This window comes from Streptomyces stelliscabiei, from assembly GCF_014873495.1.
GTDB lineage: Bacteria > Actinomycetota > Actinomycetes > Streptomycetales > Streptomycetaceae > Streptomyces > Streptomyces bottropensis.
This window is the reverse complement of record NZ_JADBGF010000001.1, coordinates 6,344,690-6,358,785: the sequence shown is the minus strand read 5'-3', so window position 1 is coordinate 6,358,785 and position 14,096 is coordinate 6,344,690. Positions and strand designations below refer to the sequence as shown.

The following is a 14,096-nucleotide window of genomic DNA, read 5'->3' as shown; positions in this document are numbered from 1 at the left end:
CCGCCGGCTCAGCCGCCGCTGGAGCCGGAGCCGTCACCGTCGCCCGAGCAGCCGAAGCCGTCCCGGTCCACGGCCTCGCTGCGGCTGAAGGTGCCGTCGTCGGCCCAGCCGCCGCTGACGTCCGCGTCGTAGTACCAGGCGGCGTCCGCCGAACCGGCCTGCTTCCGGTTGCCGCTGCTGTTGCTCTTGCTGTTCTTGCCGTACGACGACGAGCCGGAACCGGTGTTGCAGTTCCTGTCCGCGATGATCTTGTAGCCGTTGGCGTAGTCGTAGCTGTCGCGATCCACGCAACGGCGGTCCGGATCGGATCCGCAGGAGGTCAGGGCCGCCGCGACGACACCCATTCCTCCGAGGACGACCGTGCTGGACCGCAGTCGCCTGCGCTGTTCTCCCATGTGTGCTCCCCCGTCGGGCCGTTGGCCCCTGTCGTACCGAGGCCGGTCCGCTGTGCGCTGCGCGATGACCGGCCGCCGTTTGTGTGCGCCTTATCGGCGCTCAGACTAGTGATCGAGTCGTCGAGGGGACCAACCGGGTGTGCGGGGCGGAGTGTTCATCCCCGGACGCAGGTCGCGCCCGTCGGGCAGAGGGAGGTGACCACAGTGGTGACCGGTTCCCGGAGTTCGTCGAGCGGGGTGGACTCGGGGGCGCTGAGACGGACTCCGTAGATCTTGTCGCCGGCCGTGCGGAAGCGGTGGTCGATGACCTGACGGGGGCCCGCCTCGCCTTCGCCGTCGAAGCGGTACACGACCTCGGAGTAGCTGTCGTCGTCGGCGGCCGAGCGGTCGAGGGCGCGATAGCCGGGGAGGCGGGCGAAGCCGTAGTTCTCGTTCTCCGCCAGGTCCATGGACTCGGCGGGGCTGCTCTCGCTGACCAGGAAGAGCTGGAGGATGCGGCTGCCGTCCGGGGAGTCGTAGGTCACGACGGTGGGCTTGTCCGTCGGCGTCTTCGCGGTGCGTTTCCAGCCGGAGGGGACGTCGACGGTGAAGCCGGCCGGGTCGTCGGAGTGGACGTAACCGGGGGTGTCGCCCGCGTCGGCGTCCGGGTCCGACTGCTTCGGTGTGGCCGGGTCGGTGCCGTCGTCGTCCGTCGGGCCCGCCGCCGAGACGGAGGGCGGGGGCGTCGACGGGGAGCTGTCGGCGGCGGTCGCCCGGGCCGGGCCGTCGTCGTCACGGGACAGGGTCCACACCCCGAAACCGATGCCGCCACCGAGCAGGGCCGCGAGGGCGACGGCGACGGTCAGGCGCGGCCACGGGCTGCCGCGCCCGGGAGTGTCGTCCACCCAGCGCCCCTGGTGCGGATCCCACCTCGTCATCATGCCCCCCTTGCCGTCGCCGGCCTTCTCACGACGTACGTTCACCGACGATAGCGGCGTACACGCCGAACAGGCCCCGTCCTGGTCGAAACCGGGACAGGGCCTGCGGGAGCAAGCTATAAGACGTCGGCTCAGATGAGGCCGAGCGCGCGGACCGCGTCGCGCTCCTCCGCCAGCTCCTGGACCGAGGCGTCGATACGGGCGCGGGAGAAGTCGTTGATCTCCAGACCCTGGACGATCTCGTACTTGCCGTCCTTGACGGTGACGGGGAAGGAGGAGATGAGGCCCTCGGCCACACCGTAGGAACCGTCGGACGGGATACCCATGGAGGCCCAGTCGCCCTCGGCGGTGCCGTTGACCCAGGTGTAGATGTGGTCGATGGCGGCGTTGGCGGCGGACGCGGCCGACGAGGCGCCACGGGCCTCGATGATGGCGGCGCCGCGCTTGGCGACGGTCGGGATGAAGTCCTCGGCGAGCCACTTCTCGTCGTTGACGACCTCGGCGGCGTTCTTGCCGGCGACCGTGGCGTGGAAGATGTCCGGGTACTGGGTCGCCGAGTGGTTGCCCCAGATCGTGAGCCGCTGGATCTCGGAGACCGGGACGCCCGTCTTCTTCGACAGCTGGGTCAGCGCGCGGTTGTGGTCCAGGCGGGTCATCGCGGTGAAGCGCTCGGCCGGGACGTCCGGCGCGGCGGCCTGGGCGATGAGGGCGTTGGTGTTGGCCGGGTTGCCGACGACGAGGACCTTGATGTCGTCCGCGGCGTTGTCGTTGATGGCCTTGCCCTGCGGCTTGAAGATGCCGCCGTTGGCCTCCAGGAGGTCACCGCGCTCCATGCCCTTGGTACGGGGGCGGGCGCCCACGAGCAGACCGACGTTGGCGCCGTCGAAGGCGACGTTCGGGTCGTCCGTGATGTCGATGCCCTGGAGGAGCGGGAAGGCGCAGTCGTCGAGCTCCATGGCGGTGCCCTCGGCGGCCTTGAGCGCCGGGGTGATCTCCAGCAGGCGGAGCTTGACCGGCACGTCCGCGCCGAGCAGCTGGCCGGAGGCGATGCGGAAGAGCAGGGCGTAACCGATCTGGCCGGCCGCGCCGGTGACGGTGACGTTCACGGGAGTGCGGGTCATGGCGTTCTCCGTATGACAGCTGGCGGTGGGGCGTCCCTGCCCCTGGTGGGACGTACAAATGATCGATCTCTTGGCGTCAAGAGAGATCGGTGGTCAGGCTACCGCGCATCCGGGATCCCGGACGGCCGGGGTTCGTGTGGCCCAGCCCACAAGTCGCTCCGCGCTGCCGCGCCGAGCGGAGCGTCGCAAGAAAAGGCGGCCGCCGGTCCGGGGGGAGGGACCGAGCGGCCGCCTTTTGTGGGGGCGCCGGGCCGGGAGGGGAGGGGGGATCCTCCTCCCGGGCTGACCGGACTCCCGTGGGGGTACTGTCCGCATGCCCCGGAGTTCGGCGTGCATTCCACTTCCGTCGTGATTACTTTTACGGTAGAGACGGCTACGGTGCGTCATGCACCTGACGAGGGATGTGGCAGGCCGTGCCGCTCCCCCGCGACCTGAGGGGGCGCGGCGGACGCGCCCCCTCCGCACCACTACCCCGTGCAGCCCTTCCGGCCCGATGCCAGCGTCGCGCAGGCCGCGGCATCGCCCGCGTCCTTCACGCTGATCATCAGGGTGTAGGCGATGTTGTCGCCGGCCTCTTCGATGGCGGCGGTCTGCTTGGTCCCGCCTGCCGTGACCTGGACCTCGTCGCCCTGGGCGGCGCCGGTGATACGGGCCCAGGCGGCCTGGCAGGTCTTGCTGTAGCGGACCTCGACCCGTGTCGTGCCGATCGTCGCCTCGTCGGCGGTGCGCACGAGGTTGCCGATGCACCCCATGGTCTCCGGGTCCTTGCCGTCGCAGTCCTTGCCGCTGCACTTCACTCCGGCCGGGAGGTCGGGGTTCGTGCCGGTCGAGGTCGACCGGGAGGTGGGCGGCTTGCCGTCCGCTTGATCCTTCCCGTCACCGTCGGTGAGGAAGAAGAAGGCCGCCGCGATCACGACGAGCCCTCCGACGGCTCCCGCGAGGAACATCGGCACGCGCCGCTTCGGCCGGGAATCGCCGTCGTCCGACCGGCCCCCACCGCCCGGCGGCGGGCCGAACACACCGGACGGCACCGAGCCACCACCGGAGGCCTGGGCGCCACCGGCAACCGCGGCACCACCGGAACCCGGCGCCCCGGCCGGCCCCCGGGACGAGGACGCCGACGACACCGAGGCCGAGCCCGAGGCAGAGGCGGAGGCGGAGGCGGAGGAAGCCGACGAGGACCACCCCCCGACCAGGCCCGACGGTGATGACGTCGAGGGCCGGGACGCGGCCGACGACGGCGAGACACCCCAACTGGTGCGCGACGAGCCACCGGAGGCAGCCCTCGCCCCGTACGGCGGGCGCGAGGCGCTGTCGTCGGCCGAGGAGCGCGGCTGCAGCGGTACCGACGGGGCGACGCCGGCCGGGCCCGCCACACCCGGTGTCACGGTCGCGCTCCGGCCTCCCCTGCCGTTCCTGCCACCCTTGACGGTGGACTGCCCGCCCGTCTCACCCAGGGCGGCGCGCGCCTGGGAGATACGGATCGCCTCCATGGTCATGTCGTGGCGCATCTCCGAACGGCTCCAGGCCCGCTCGGCCAGCTCCCACATGGTGGCCAGATGGACGGGATCGGTGCCGGTCACCTCGGCCAACGCCACGATCGCGCCCTTCGGCGCGAGCAGTCTGCCGTTGAGATACCGCTCCCAGGACGTCTTGCTGTAGCCCGTGCGGTCGGCCACCGCCGCGATGCTCAGTCCACCGCGGTCGACGAGCCGGCGCAGCTGACCCGCGAACTCCTTGACCTGTGGATCGAGTTCATCGGGCAAGGCCCTCCAACGAGGCATTTCTTCCCCCCTCTTCCCCCCGTACGGATCTCCGTACGACGCTCCGTACAGATGCCCGTACGGATCTCCGTACGACTCTGGACTGTCCCCCCGTGCCCGCTGTCCGCGTGCCACGCATGATGCCCTCGCTGAATCCTGGTCCGGGACCTGCCCGTCGGTCCCGAGGCCCTCTCCGGAGCCCCGTTCTGGCCTACCCACTGGGATGCGCCCGGTCGGGATGTCAGTTCCCCGGAAAGGGGCGCGCGGGTGCATTCCGGGCCGGGCCGCGCGCCGCGCACGCCCCCCGCACCGTCAGCGTTCCAGTGTCCCACCGACGTCCCGGTTTCCGGGCGGAATCGCAGGTCCCCACACGGGACGTCCCGGACCGCCCCAAATACCCTTGTCCGCCCTGGTATTGAAGGTCCACGTGCCACACCCTCGAACCTGCCGGCACAGCGGCACCCCGACGGCACCTCCACGTCACGCGGGTCGCACACAGACGCGTGCGACTCGTGTGCGTCAGCGAATGCCGGAAGGCGCGGAGGCGCGGAGGCGCGGAGGCGAGGAGAGGAACGTGACCCGGACGGCCTCATGAGGCCAAGCAAGGCGAGGCGGAAGAAGGACGTGGCGAGGGGGCGCGCGGATGACGTCCGGGTGCCGCCGCCGTCGCGCGGCGCGGACACCGTGGCGGAATGGTCACTTCCGTGCCACAGCGGGCTGACAGGTGTTGAAGGCGGCCTTCACCGTGCAGGAACGTGGAACGCGACGGCGGTCCGTCCTTACTCGGGGGAGGGGACGGACCGCCGTCGTACGCGCTCGGGGGCGGGGGCGGGGCGAAACGGCTCAGCCCGCCTCGTCGCCCACCGTGAAGTGCAGGGTGTCCTTGAGGAACGGGATCTCCAGCAGCGGCCTCGGCTGGGCCATCAGCGCGAGGAGCACGATGGCGGTGCCCAGGAAGATGTACGTGGCCATGTCCGTGAAGCGGGAGCGGACGGCGAGCATGCCGACATCCCGGACGGCCCAGCGCAGCACCGCGCCGGCGAGCATCGCGGCCCCGATCAGGATCGTGCCGACCCGGAACGCGTCCAGCGCGGTGAGCAGCAGCCCGAGCCCCACGGTGGACAGCACGGCGAGGATCGGCCACTGGCGGACGGGCGCGGGCGCCTCACGCGGTGCCGCCCGGCCACCGCCCTCGGGCCGCGCGGTGTCCCTGGTGAACATCGGGAACCGCCGGGTGCCGCGAACGGGGTTCCCTTCGGCATCGGGCACGCTGATGTGATCACGGACCTCGATCTCGTCCGCGGCCCCGGTCGCACCGACCACCCCGGTCGTCCCAGCGGTCTTCGCCATGTCCACCCTTTCCGAAGCCGCGCTCTCGTCCGCCGCAGCCCCGTCCGTCGTCGTCCCGGACCGTTCCGTGGCCCTCGGTCCACCCGTCGTCTCCCCGGACCCACCACCGGGCGAACTGTCGGGCGAACCGTCGGGCGAAGGCGAAGTCACGTGCGGCCCGGCCTCGGCTGAAGCCTTTGCCGGCGTCGAAGGGGTCGACGCCGTCGAAGGCGTCGGGGCCCCCGAGGCCGTCGAAGCCGTCGAAGCCGTCGAAGCCGTCGAAGCGCCGGACGTCCCCGAAGCCCGGGAAGCGTCCGGCCGTGCCGGCTTCAGCGGCTTCTCCGACCCGCCGGCCGTCTCCGCCCCCTCCGCCGCCCCTGGCTGCTCGGACGCCCCTGGCTTCCCCGCCGCCCCTGACCGCTCGGACGTCCCGGAGGCCTCCGACGTGCCGGGCGCACCGGAGGCGCCCGACCCCCGCGGCGCCCCGGAAACGCCCTCCGCCCCGCCGTCAGCCGGCACTGCGCTCCGCCGCCTCCACCACGTTGACGAGCAGCTGGGCGCGGGTCATCGGGCCGACGCCGCCGGGGTTGGGAGAGATCCAGCCGGCGACCTCCGCGACGCCGGGGTGGACGTCGCCGACGATCTTGCCTTCGGCGGAGCGGGAGACACCGACGTCGAGGACGGCGGCGCCCGGCTTCACGTCCTCGGGCCGGATCAGGTGGGCGGAGCCGGCCGCGGCGACGATGATGTCCGCCTTCCGCAGGTGCGCGGCCAGATCACGCGTGCCGGTGTGGCACTGGGTCACCGTCGCGTTCTCGCTGCGCCGGGTGAGCAGCAGCGGCATCGGACGCCCGATCGTCACACCACGCCCGACGACCACGACCTCGGCGCCCTTGATCTCGACGCCGTACCGGCGCAGGAGGGTGAGGACGCCGTTCGGGGTGCAGGGCAGCGGGGCGGGCTCGTTGAGGACGAGGCGCCCGAGGTTCATCGGGTGCAGACCGTCCGCGTCCTTGTCGGGGTCCATCAGTTCGAGGATGCGGTTCTCGTCGATGCCCTTGGGAAGCGGCAGCTGGACGATGTAACCGGTGCAGGCGGGGTCCTCGTTGAGTTCCCGCACCACCGCCTCGATCTCCTCCTGTGTCGCGGTCGCGGGCAGTTCACGCTGGATGGACGCGATGCCGACCTGCGCGCAGTCGCGGTGTTTGCCCGCGACGTACTTCTGACTGCCGGGGTCTTCGCCGACCAGGATCGTGCCGAGTCCGGGCGTGATGCCCTTCTCCTTCAGCACCGCCACGCGGGCGGTCAGATCGGACTTGATCGCGGCTGCGGTGGCCTTGCCATCGAGAATCTGGGCGCTCATGGCCCCAATCTTCGCGGATGACCGGTGCCGGGTTCCAATCCGGTCACCTGGCGGACGCCTTCCGACCTGTACCGGGCCGGATCGCCGCCCGTGCCGGCCAAGATCGGATGTGTTGCACTTGCACAACACCCGGGCAATCTCCCTGGACATCCGAGCGGGCATATAAAACGATTGGGTCACAGTGCCGCGGGCACTGACGGGGGGCGTGACCATTTCGAAAGTTCCAGGGCATTCCTCCGAACCGTGCCGCGCGTCCCCGCACCAGGCAACGGAGGAAACCCCGCCATGAGCTTCGGCGACCCGAAGAACCCGTACGGCCAGCCCCAGCAGCAGCCGCCCGCCCAGGGTTACGGCTACCCGCAGCAGACCCCGCCCCAGCAGCCCGGGTACGGCTACCCGAGCGCACCGCCGGTCTCCCAGGGCTACGGCGGCTACCCGAACGCGCCCGAGACCATGCCGAGTTCGGTGAACGCGGCCCGCATCATGCTGTGGGTGATCGTCGGCCTTCAGGTGGTCGGCGTGCTGCTGTACGCCATCGGCGCGATCGTCGTCTCCGCGGCGAGCGACAGGACCGAGGACCCCGCCCTCGCCGAGGCGCTCGGCAACGTCTCCATCGGCCAGATGGTGGCGACCGCCATATTCGCCGCGGCCTGGCTCGTCTACGCGGTCATGATGGCCGTGAAGTTCAAGTCCGGCGGCAACGGCGTGCGCGTCGCCACCCTGGTCTTCGGCATCATCACCGCGATCCTGGGCCTCTTCCCGTTCATCGTGATCGGCCTGGTCCACCTGGTGCTGGGCATCCTGATAGCCGTCTTCGTCGGCAACGCCAACGGCAAGGCGTGGTTCAACCGCCCGCGCTACTGAGCACCGGGCACCGCGCGCAGCCGAGCGGCGCACGGGACCGGGCGCCGAGCACCGCACCCGAAGGGCCGTGCCTCCCGTACGCGGGGGCACGGCCCTCGGTGTGTCAGAGCGGGCAGAAGCTGCCGCTCGCCGGTGACAGCTGGTTCACGCCGTGGTCGTAGCTCTGCGTCTGGCCGGGCCCGAGCGGATAGCTCAGGGTGCCGCCGACGCAGTAGGGCGTGTTCGTGGCGTTGACGACCGCGGTGACCCGCAGGGCCGGGCTGTACGTGGCCCGGTCGCCCTCTCTCACCATGACCGGCTGGGCGCCGAGCAGCGGCTGGAGGCAGACGTACCCGCGGAGACAGGACACCACCGCCTCGTCCCCGGCGGCGCTCGCGCTCGCGGCCGTGGCGCCGCTCATCCCCGTACCGAACGCGACGGCGAGCACCGGCCCTACGGCCGCCGCCCGGCGTGAACCACTCGACCTGGTGCGCATGACCGACCCCCTGAGTCCCTGTCGACGGAACGGACCTCTCGACCCTCGCAGCGGAACCCACGCCTCTGCACCGGGGTATCGGCCATTCCGCATGCTCCCGCCCCGGGCGGACACGCCGAAGGGTCCGCCGGTGTACCCGACGGACCCTTCGTCTCACGCCATCGGCTCACGCCATCGGCCCACGCCATCGGCGCGGCGCTCGGTGGAGCGGATCAGTGGAGCGGGCAGATGAGCGGGTCAGTGGAAGAAGTGCCGCGTCCCCGTGAAGTACATCGTCACGCCCGCCTTCTGCGCGGCCTCGACGACCAGCTCGTCACGGACCGAACCGCCCGGCTGCACCACGGCCTTGACTCCGGCCGCGGTGAGGATCTCCAGCCCGTCCGGGAAGGGGAAGAACGCGTCGGAGGCGGCGTACGCGCCCCGCGCGCGCTCGGCCCCGGCGCGCTCGACGGCGAGCTTGGCGGAGTCGACGCGGTTGACCTGCCCCATCCCGACTCCCACCGAGGCGCCGTCCTTGGCCAGCAGGATCGCGTTGGACTTCACCGCACGGCAGGCCTTCCAGGCGAACGCCAGCTCGGCCAGCTCGTCGGCGGACAGGGCGTCCCCGGTGGCCAGGGTCCAGTGGGCGGGGTCGTCACCGTCGGCCTGGAGCCGGTCGGTCACCTGGAGGAGCGCGCCGCCGTCGACGGGCTTGACCTCGACCGGGGCGGCGGGCGCGCCCGGCGCCTTCAGCACCCGGATGTTCTTCTTCTTCGCGAGGGCTTCCAGCGCGCCGTCCTCGTAGTCGGGCGCCACGATCACCTCGGTGAAGATCTCGGCGACCTGCTCGGCCATCTCCTTCGAGACCGGCCGGTTGACCGCGATCACACCGCCGAACGCCGACAGCGGGTCGCACGCGTGCGCCTTGCGGTGCGCCTCGGCGACATCCGCGCCGACCGCGATCCCGCACGGGTTCGCGTGCTTGATGATCGCGACGGCGGGCTCGTCGTGGTCGTACGCGGCACGGCGCGCGGCGTCCGTGTCCGTGTAGTTGTTGTACGACATCTCCTTGCCGTGCAGCTGCTCGGCCTCGGCGAGACCGCCGGTCCCGGAGACGTACAGCGCGGCCGGCTGGTGCGGGTTCTCGCCGTAGCGCAGGGTGTGCGCGCGCTCCCAGGTCGCCCCGAGGAAGTCGGGGAACTGCGAGTCGTCGGCCGGCGCGTACGAGGACGCGAACCAGGAGGCCACCGCCACGTCGTACGCGGCCGTGTGCTGGAAGGCCTCGGCCGCGAGCCGCTTGCGGGTGGTCAGGTCGAAGCCGCCGTGCTGCACGGCCGCGAGGACGTCGGCGTACCGGGCGGGGCTGGTGACGACCGCGACGGAGGGGTGGTTCTTGGCGGCGGCGCGGACCATCGAGGGGCCGCCGATGTCGATCTGCTCGACGCACTCGTCGGGGGTGGCGCCGGAGGCGACGGTCTCCCGGAACGGGTAGAGGTTCACGACGACGAGGTCGAACGGCTCGACGCCCAGCTCGGCGAGCTGGCGCCGGTGGTCCTCCAGGCGCAGGTCGGCGAGGATGCCCGCGTGCACCTTGGGGTGCAGGGTCTTGACCCGGCCGTCCAGGCACTCGGGGAAGCCGGTCAGCTCCTCGACCTTGGTGACGGGGACACCGGCAGCGGCGATACGCCCGGCGGTGGACCCGGTGGAGACGAGTTCGACGCCCGCCTCGTGCAGGCCGCGCGCGAGGTCTTCGAGGCCCGTCTTGTCGTAGACACTGACGAGCGCGCGACGGATGACCCGCTGGTCGCTCGTGCCGCTCTGGCCGGCCGTGACAGTGCTGTCGGCGGTCACTGGATAACTACCTTTCGTCCCTCAATGCGATAGCCGTTGCGGGCGAGCCGCCCCACGACATCGACGAGCAGCCTTCGCTCGACTTCCTTGATGCGCTCGTGCAGAGCGCTCTCGTCGTCCTCGTCCCGGACCTCCACCACGCCCTGCGCGATGATCGGCCCGGTGTCGACGCCGTCGTCGACGAAGTGGACGGTGCAGCCGGTGACCCGGGCGCCGTACGCGAGCGCGTCCCGCACGCCGTGGGCCCCCGGGAAACTGGGGAGGAGGGCCGGGTGGGTGTTGACGAACCGCCCGCCGAACCGCGCCAGGAACCGCTTCCCCACGATCTTCATGAACCCTGCGGAGACGACGAGATCCGGCTCGTACGCGGCGACGGCGTCGGCGAGCGCCGCGTCCCACTCGTCGCGCGTCGCGTGGTCCTTGACCCGGCACACGAAGGTCGGCAGCCCGGCGCGCTCGGCGCGGGCGAGCCCCTCGATGCCACCGCGGTCGGCTCCGACGGCCACGATCTCGGCGCCGTAGGCCTCGACGCCGGCCGCGGCGATGGCGTCCAGCAGCGCCTGGAGGTTGGTGCCGGATCCGGAGACCAACACGACGAGGCGCTTGGCCACGGGCTTGGCGGCCACGGTGGGGCCCTTTCTACGGGTGCTGCTTCTACGGGTGCTGCTTCTACGGGTGCTGCTTCTACGGGTGCTGCCTCTGCGGGTTCCGCAGGAGAACGTTCCGGTCCGCCGCACGCGCACGTGCACTTGTACTTTCATACGAATGCTTCGTGTCCCCCGATACGGGGAAGTCTACGAAGCGGCCGACCGTCAGCAACGATACCGGCACACCGGACGGCCCCCGTGGGACGGGGGCGTGGCCGGGAGGTAGCGTCTGCCAGGAGTGGGCTCGGGAACGCGGTCGGCGTGTGTGGCGTTCAAGGAGTGACAGCTCATGCGCTACCAGTAGATTTCACCGCCGTACTCACCAAGGGGAAGACGCACTCCTGATGCCGGACCGCAGTTTCCGCCTTCCTCCGCTCCTGCTGCGCGAGCGGAGTTCCTCGCCCACGCCTCCGCGCGAGAGCGAGGACACCCCCGAGCAGTCCGGGCAGCCCGGGCGGGGCCAGGGCGCAGGCGCTTCGGACGACAACCCGTTCGCGCCGCCGCCCGAGGGCGCGCCCGACCGGCCGTGGCGGCCACGCCGGCCCGACGGCCAGGGTGCCGACGACGAAGCCGGGCGCGGTGGTGGTCACTCGCCGTGGGGCAGCCAGTGGAGCGACCGGCAGCCCGGCCGCTCCTCCGGCGGCCCCTTCGGTCAGCGCCCCGGAGGCCAGGGCGGTCCGGGTGGACCCGGCGGCTCCGGCCAGGGCCCCGAGGGCGGTCCGGGCAGCGGCCTGCGCTGGGACCCGACGGACCCCGCCCAGCGCCGCGCGCGGTACTCGTTGCTCTGCGGCATGTGGGCCTTCTTCTTCGCCCTCTTCGCCTGGACGTACGTCGCCCTGCTGCTCGGCTCCCTGGCCGTGTACTGGGCCGTCAGCGCCCTGCGCGCCAAGCCCGCCACCCCGGACCCGGACCGGCCGGCGGCAGCCGAGCCGAGCGGCCGGCCCCAGCGGACGGCTGCCATCAGCGGACTCGTGACCTCGACGATCGCCCTCGCCGTCGTCGCCATCACCTTCACGGCCCAGTTCGTGTACCGGGACTACTACACCTGCGTCAACGACTCCCTGACGACCACCTCCGCGAAGGCCTGCAAGGAGCTCCTGCCGGAGGGGCCTTTGCGGCAGATTCTGGGCGCGCAGTAGGAGCGCCGCCCCGGGCAGAGCTGTGCGAAGGCGCGCCGTCGATGGTCATCGGCGGCGCGCCTTCGGTTCGTCATACGGGTTCCTCGCGGCTGGGGGGCGGGGGCGGGGTGGGTTCCCGGGCGTCCCGGGCGTCCCGGGCGAGAGCGGACGCCTCGCGCAGCGCCGCCCAGCGGGCCGCGCGGGAGTCCGGGTCCCAGACGGGCGGGGGTACGGCGGCGGACTCGTCGGCGTACGGATCGACGGCGGCGTACGACGTCAGGGCGTCGGTGGGATCGGTGTGATCAGTGGAATCGGCGTGATCGGTGTCATCGGTGTCATCGATGGCGAGGGCGCTGGGGTCGCTGGGGTCATCCGCGAGACCCCTGGTGCTACCGAGTTCCGGGCCGGGACCGGTGGCGGTGACGGGGGTGGCGGCGCCGACCTCGACGGCGGGCGAGGAGTCGGCCGGGATCGACGGCCCGACCGGGCGGCGCTTCGCTCCCGGGAACCACGTCGGGAATCGGCGGCGGCGCTTCGGGAGCGGCTGAGACTGCGGCTGAGGCTGCGGCTCGCAGGGCGACGCCGTTGACCGACCCGTGCCCGCCCGGGACCCGGTACGGGACCCAGTGGAGAAATCAGTTCGGGAATCGGTTCGGGATGCGGTTCGGGGCCCGCCGTGTGTGGCACCGGGAGCCTGCCCGTCTCCGCTGGGGCTCGCCCCGCGCCGGACCCCCCCGGCCACCACCGACCGCTTCCGCCGTCCGGTCCCCTCGCCCACGGCCTCCCCCGGCGTCTTCCCCTGCCCCGCCCCACCCGCCCCCCTGGCCACGGGCACCGCCGACGGCTTCGTCCTGGCGGTCCCCCCGGACGCGTCCGCCGTCGTCCGGGCCCGCGTCCGCCACCACCGTGCGACCAGGGCCACCGGCAGCCCCACCACGCCCACCCAGGCCCCGGCCGCACCGCCGGCCTCCCACCACACCGGCCCGAAGGCGGTCAGCGCGGCCACTCCGAGGGGCCCGCCGGCGAGGAGGGCGAGGACGGCGAAGGCGACGGCGGACAGGAGGGCCGCGAGGAAGGTCGCGACGACCGTGCGCCCCGCGGACCACGGCGCCGTCCGGTCGGCGGCCGCCCGCGCCGCGGTGAACCAGCCGACCGTCACCCCCGCGGCCAGCGGCACCGCTCCCACCACCCAGTACACGGGCGTGCCCCCGCCCGCCGGGACCGCCGCGAGCAGCGGGAACGGGGGCAGAAGGACTGCCGGGGCGGCCGCCTCCAGCGGGGCGACGGTATGTCCGGCGCCCAGCACGAAGCCGGGGCCGAGGGCATAGGCCGCCGCCCACAGCGCCGCGTTCGGGACGAGGGCGAGGCAGAGGAGCAGTACGGCGAACCGCCCGGACAGCCCCTCGGTGAGCTGGAGGAAGGAGGCGCGGGCCGCGCCGCCGTGCCACACCAGGGAGACGGCCACCAGCAGAGCACCGCCACCGCCCAGCACGAGCACGCCCGCCCCGGCGGCACGTCCGGCGGCCGCCGCGACCTGCCGTCGGTACTCCGTCCTCGGGGCGCCGCCGAGGAGCGCGGGCAGCGGCAGCCGGGGGCGCCCGCGCGCCGCCCACACCCCCGTACCCGCCGCGAGCGCCGCCACCAGCGGCACGCACAGCACGGCCCACCACCACGACGGCCGCAGCACTCCGCCCGAGGCGTAGAGCGTGACCGCCGCGCCGACGGTCGCGTAACCGATGACGAGCCCGGCCCACGTCGCACGAGCACTCACCCCGGAACCGTCGCCCGCGTGGTCGCGGGCCGATCGGTGCAGCAGGACCACCGGCAGGGCGAGCAGGAAGAGCGGGACGAGGCCGACCGGCGCGGGGGACCCGGAGAGCGTGTCGGTGCGGACGAGTTCCACGCCGTGGGAGAGCAGCCACAGCGCCGCCGCCACGTGCAGCGCCCCGCCGGGCCCGCTGTCGGGGTACGGCGAACTGATCCACAGCACGGTCACGAGGGCGACGAACGCCCCCAGTCCGAGCCCCGCCGCCAGCGCCCCGCCCAGCACCCCGGCGACGAGCTTGGAGGACCTCCGCCGCGCCCGCCGGAGCAGCGGCGACAACGGCGACCGGGGCGCGGACGAGTACAGGGACGGCGTGGAGGCCACGGGCCTCAGGGGCACCCCGGAGGCCGTGGGAGGCGCCGACCGGCCGTGGCCGACGGGGTGCTGGCCCGGCCCCGCGGCCGGGTCGTTCGGGTCGGTCGCGTCTGTCACGTCGGCCATGCTCCCAA

12 protein-coding genes are annotated in these 14,096 nt (G+C 72.6%); 2 read left to right on the top strand and 10 right to left on the bottom strand.

The genetic code is table 11. The features are described from left to right. Positions 1 to 8: 8 nt before the first annotated feature. The 6 genes from H4687_RS28195 to H4687_RS28170 all read right to left on the bottom strand — a co-directional run bounded on the left by H4687_RS28195 (position 9) and on the right by H4687_RS28170 (position 6,888). Positions 9 to 395 carry a hypothetical protein gene (locus H4687_RS28195; RefSeq protein WP_046917241.1) on the bottom strand — a complete coding sequence of 129 codons (387 nt, stop codon included), beginning with the start codon at positions 393 to 395 and terminating at the stop codon, positions 9 to 11. A gap of 155 nt (positions 396 to 550) precedes the next feature. Continuing rightward, the gene (locus tag H4687_RS28190; protein WP_046917242.1) at positions 551 to 1,357 is read right to left on the bottom strand and encodes a hypothetical protein; all 807 of its coding nucleotides are present in this window, start codon (positions 1,355 to 1,357) and stop codon (positions 551 to 553) included. A gap of 86 nt (positions 1,358 to 1,443) precedes the next feature. Beyond that, a complete protein-coding gene (locus tag H4687_RS28185) occupies positions 1,444 to 2,433 on the bottom strand; it encodes a malate dehydrogenase (RefSeq protein ID WP_046917243.1) in 990 nt (329 codons plus the stop codon). Positions 2,434 to 2,900: 467 nt separating this feature from the next. Then, positions 2,901 to 4,199: a helix-turn-helix domain-containing protein gene (locus tag H4687_RS28180; protein ID WP_046920131.1), complete on the bottom strand. Its 1,299-nt coding sequence runs from the start codon at positions 4,197 to 4,199 to the stop codon at positions 2,901 to 2,903. Between the two features lie 840 nt (positions 4,200 to 5,039). Next, positions 5,040 to 5,546: a DUF3017 domain-containing protein gene (locus H4687_RS28175; RefSeq protein WP_046920130.1), complete on the bottom strand. Its 507-nt coding sequence runs from the start codon at positions 5,544 to 5,546 to the stop codon at positions 5,040 to 5,042. A 487-nt stretch (positions 5,547 to 6,033) separates the two neighbouring features. Beyond that, positions 6,034 to 6,888 carry a bifunctional methylenetetrahydrofolate dehydrogenase/methenyltetrahydrofolate cyclohydrolase gene (locus H4687_RS28170; protein WP_005481066.1) on the bottom strand — a complete coding sequence of 285 codons (855 nt, stop codon included), beginning with the start codon at positions 6,886 to 6,888 and terminating at the stop codon, positions 6,034 to 6,036. A 285-nt stretch (positions 6,889 to 7,173) separates the two neighbouring features. Between H4687_RS28170 and H4687_RS28165 the strand changes: the two genes are divergently transcribed. Further along, the gene (locus H4687_RS28165) at positions 7,174 to 7,752 is read left to right on the top strand and encodes a hypothetical protein (protein WP_046916928.1); all 579 of its coding nucleotides are present in this window, start codon (positions 7,174 to 7,176) and stop codon (positions 7,750 to 7,752) included. Between the two features lie 103 nt (positions 7,753 to 7,855). Here H4687_RS28165 and H4687_RS28160 read toward each other — a convergent pair whose 3' ends face one another. The 3 genes from H4687_RS28160 to purN form a co-directional block, all read right to left on the bottom strand. Continuing rightward, a complete protein-coding gene (locus H4687_RS28160; protein WP_225966850.1) occupies positions 7,856 to 8,227 on the bottom strand; it encodes a hypothetical protein in 372 nt (123 codons plus the stop codon). Positions 8,228 to 8,464: 237 nt separating this feature from the next. Then, a complete protein-coding gene (gene purH, locus H4687_RS28155; RefSeq protein ID WP_005481071.1) occupies positions 8,465 to 10,057 on the bottom strand; it encodes a bifunctional phosphoribosylaminoimidazolecarboxamide formyltransferase/IMP cyclohydrolase in 1,593 nt (530 codons plus the stop codon). After that, entirely contained in the window at positions 10,054 to 10,683 is a 630-nt protein-coding gene (gene purN / locus H4687_RS28150) for a phosphoribosylglycinamide formyltransferase (RefSeq protein WP_005481073.1), read from the bottom strand. Before purN ends, purH begins: the two co-directional genes overlap by 4 nt. Before the next feature lie 365 nt (positions 10,684 to 11,048). Between purN and H4687_RS28145 the strand changes: the two genes are divergently transcribed. Then, positions 11,049 to 11,843 (top strand): hypothetical protein, encoded by a 795-nt coding sequence (locus H4687_RS28145; protein WP_050399469.1) that lies wholly within the window; start codon positions 11,049 to 11,051, stop codon positions 11,841 to 11,843. Between the two features lie 70 nt (positions 11,844 to 11,913). Here the strand turns inward: H4687_RS28145 and H4687_RS48125 are convergent, their stop codons facing one another. Continuing rightward, positions 11,914 to 14,088 carry a cell division protein PerM gene (locus H4687_RS48125; RefSeq protein WP_050399468.1) on the bottom strand — a complete coding sequence of 725 codons (2,175 nt, stop codon included), beginning with the start codon at positions 14,086 to 14,088 and terminating at the stop codon, positions 11,914 to 11,916. Positions 14,089 to 14,096 lie beyond the last annotated feature (8 nt).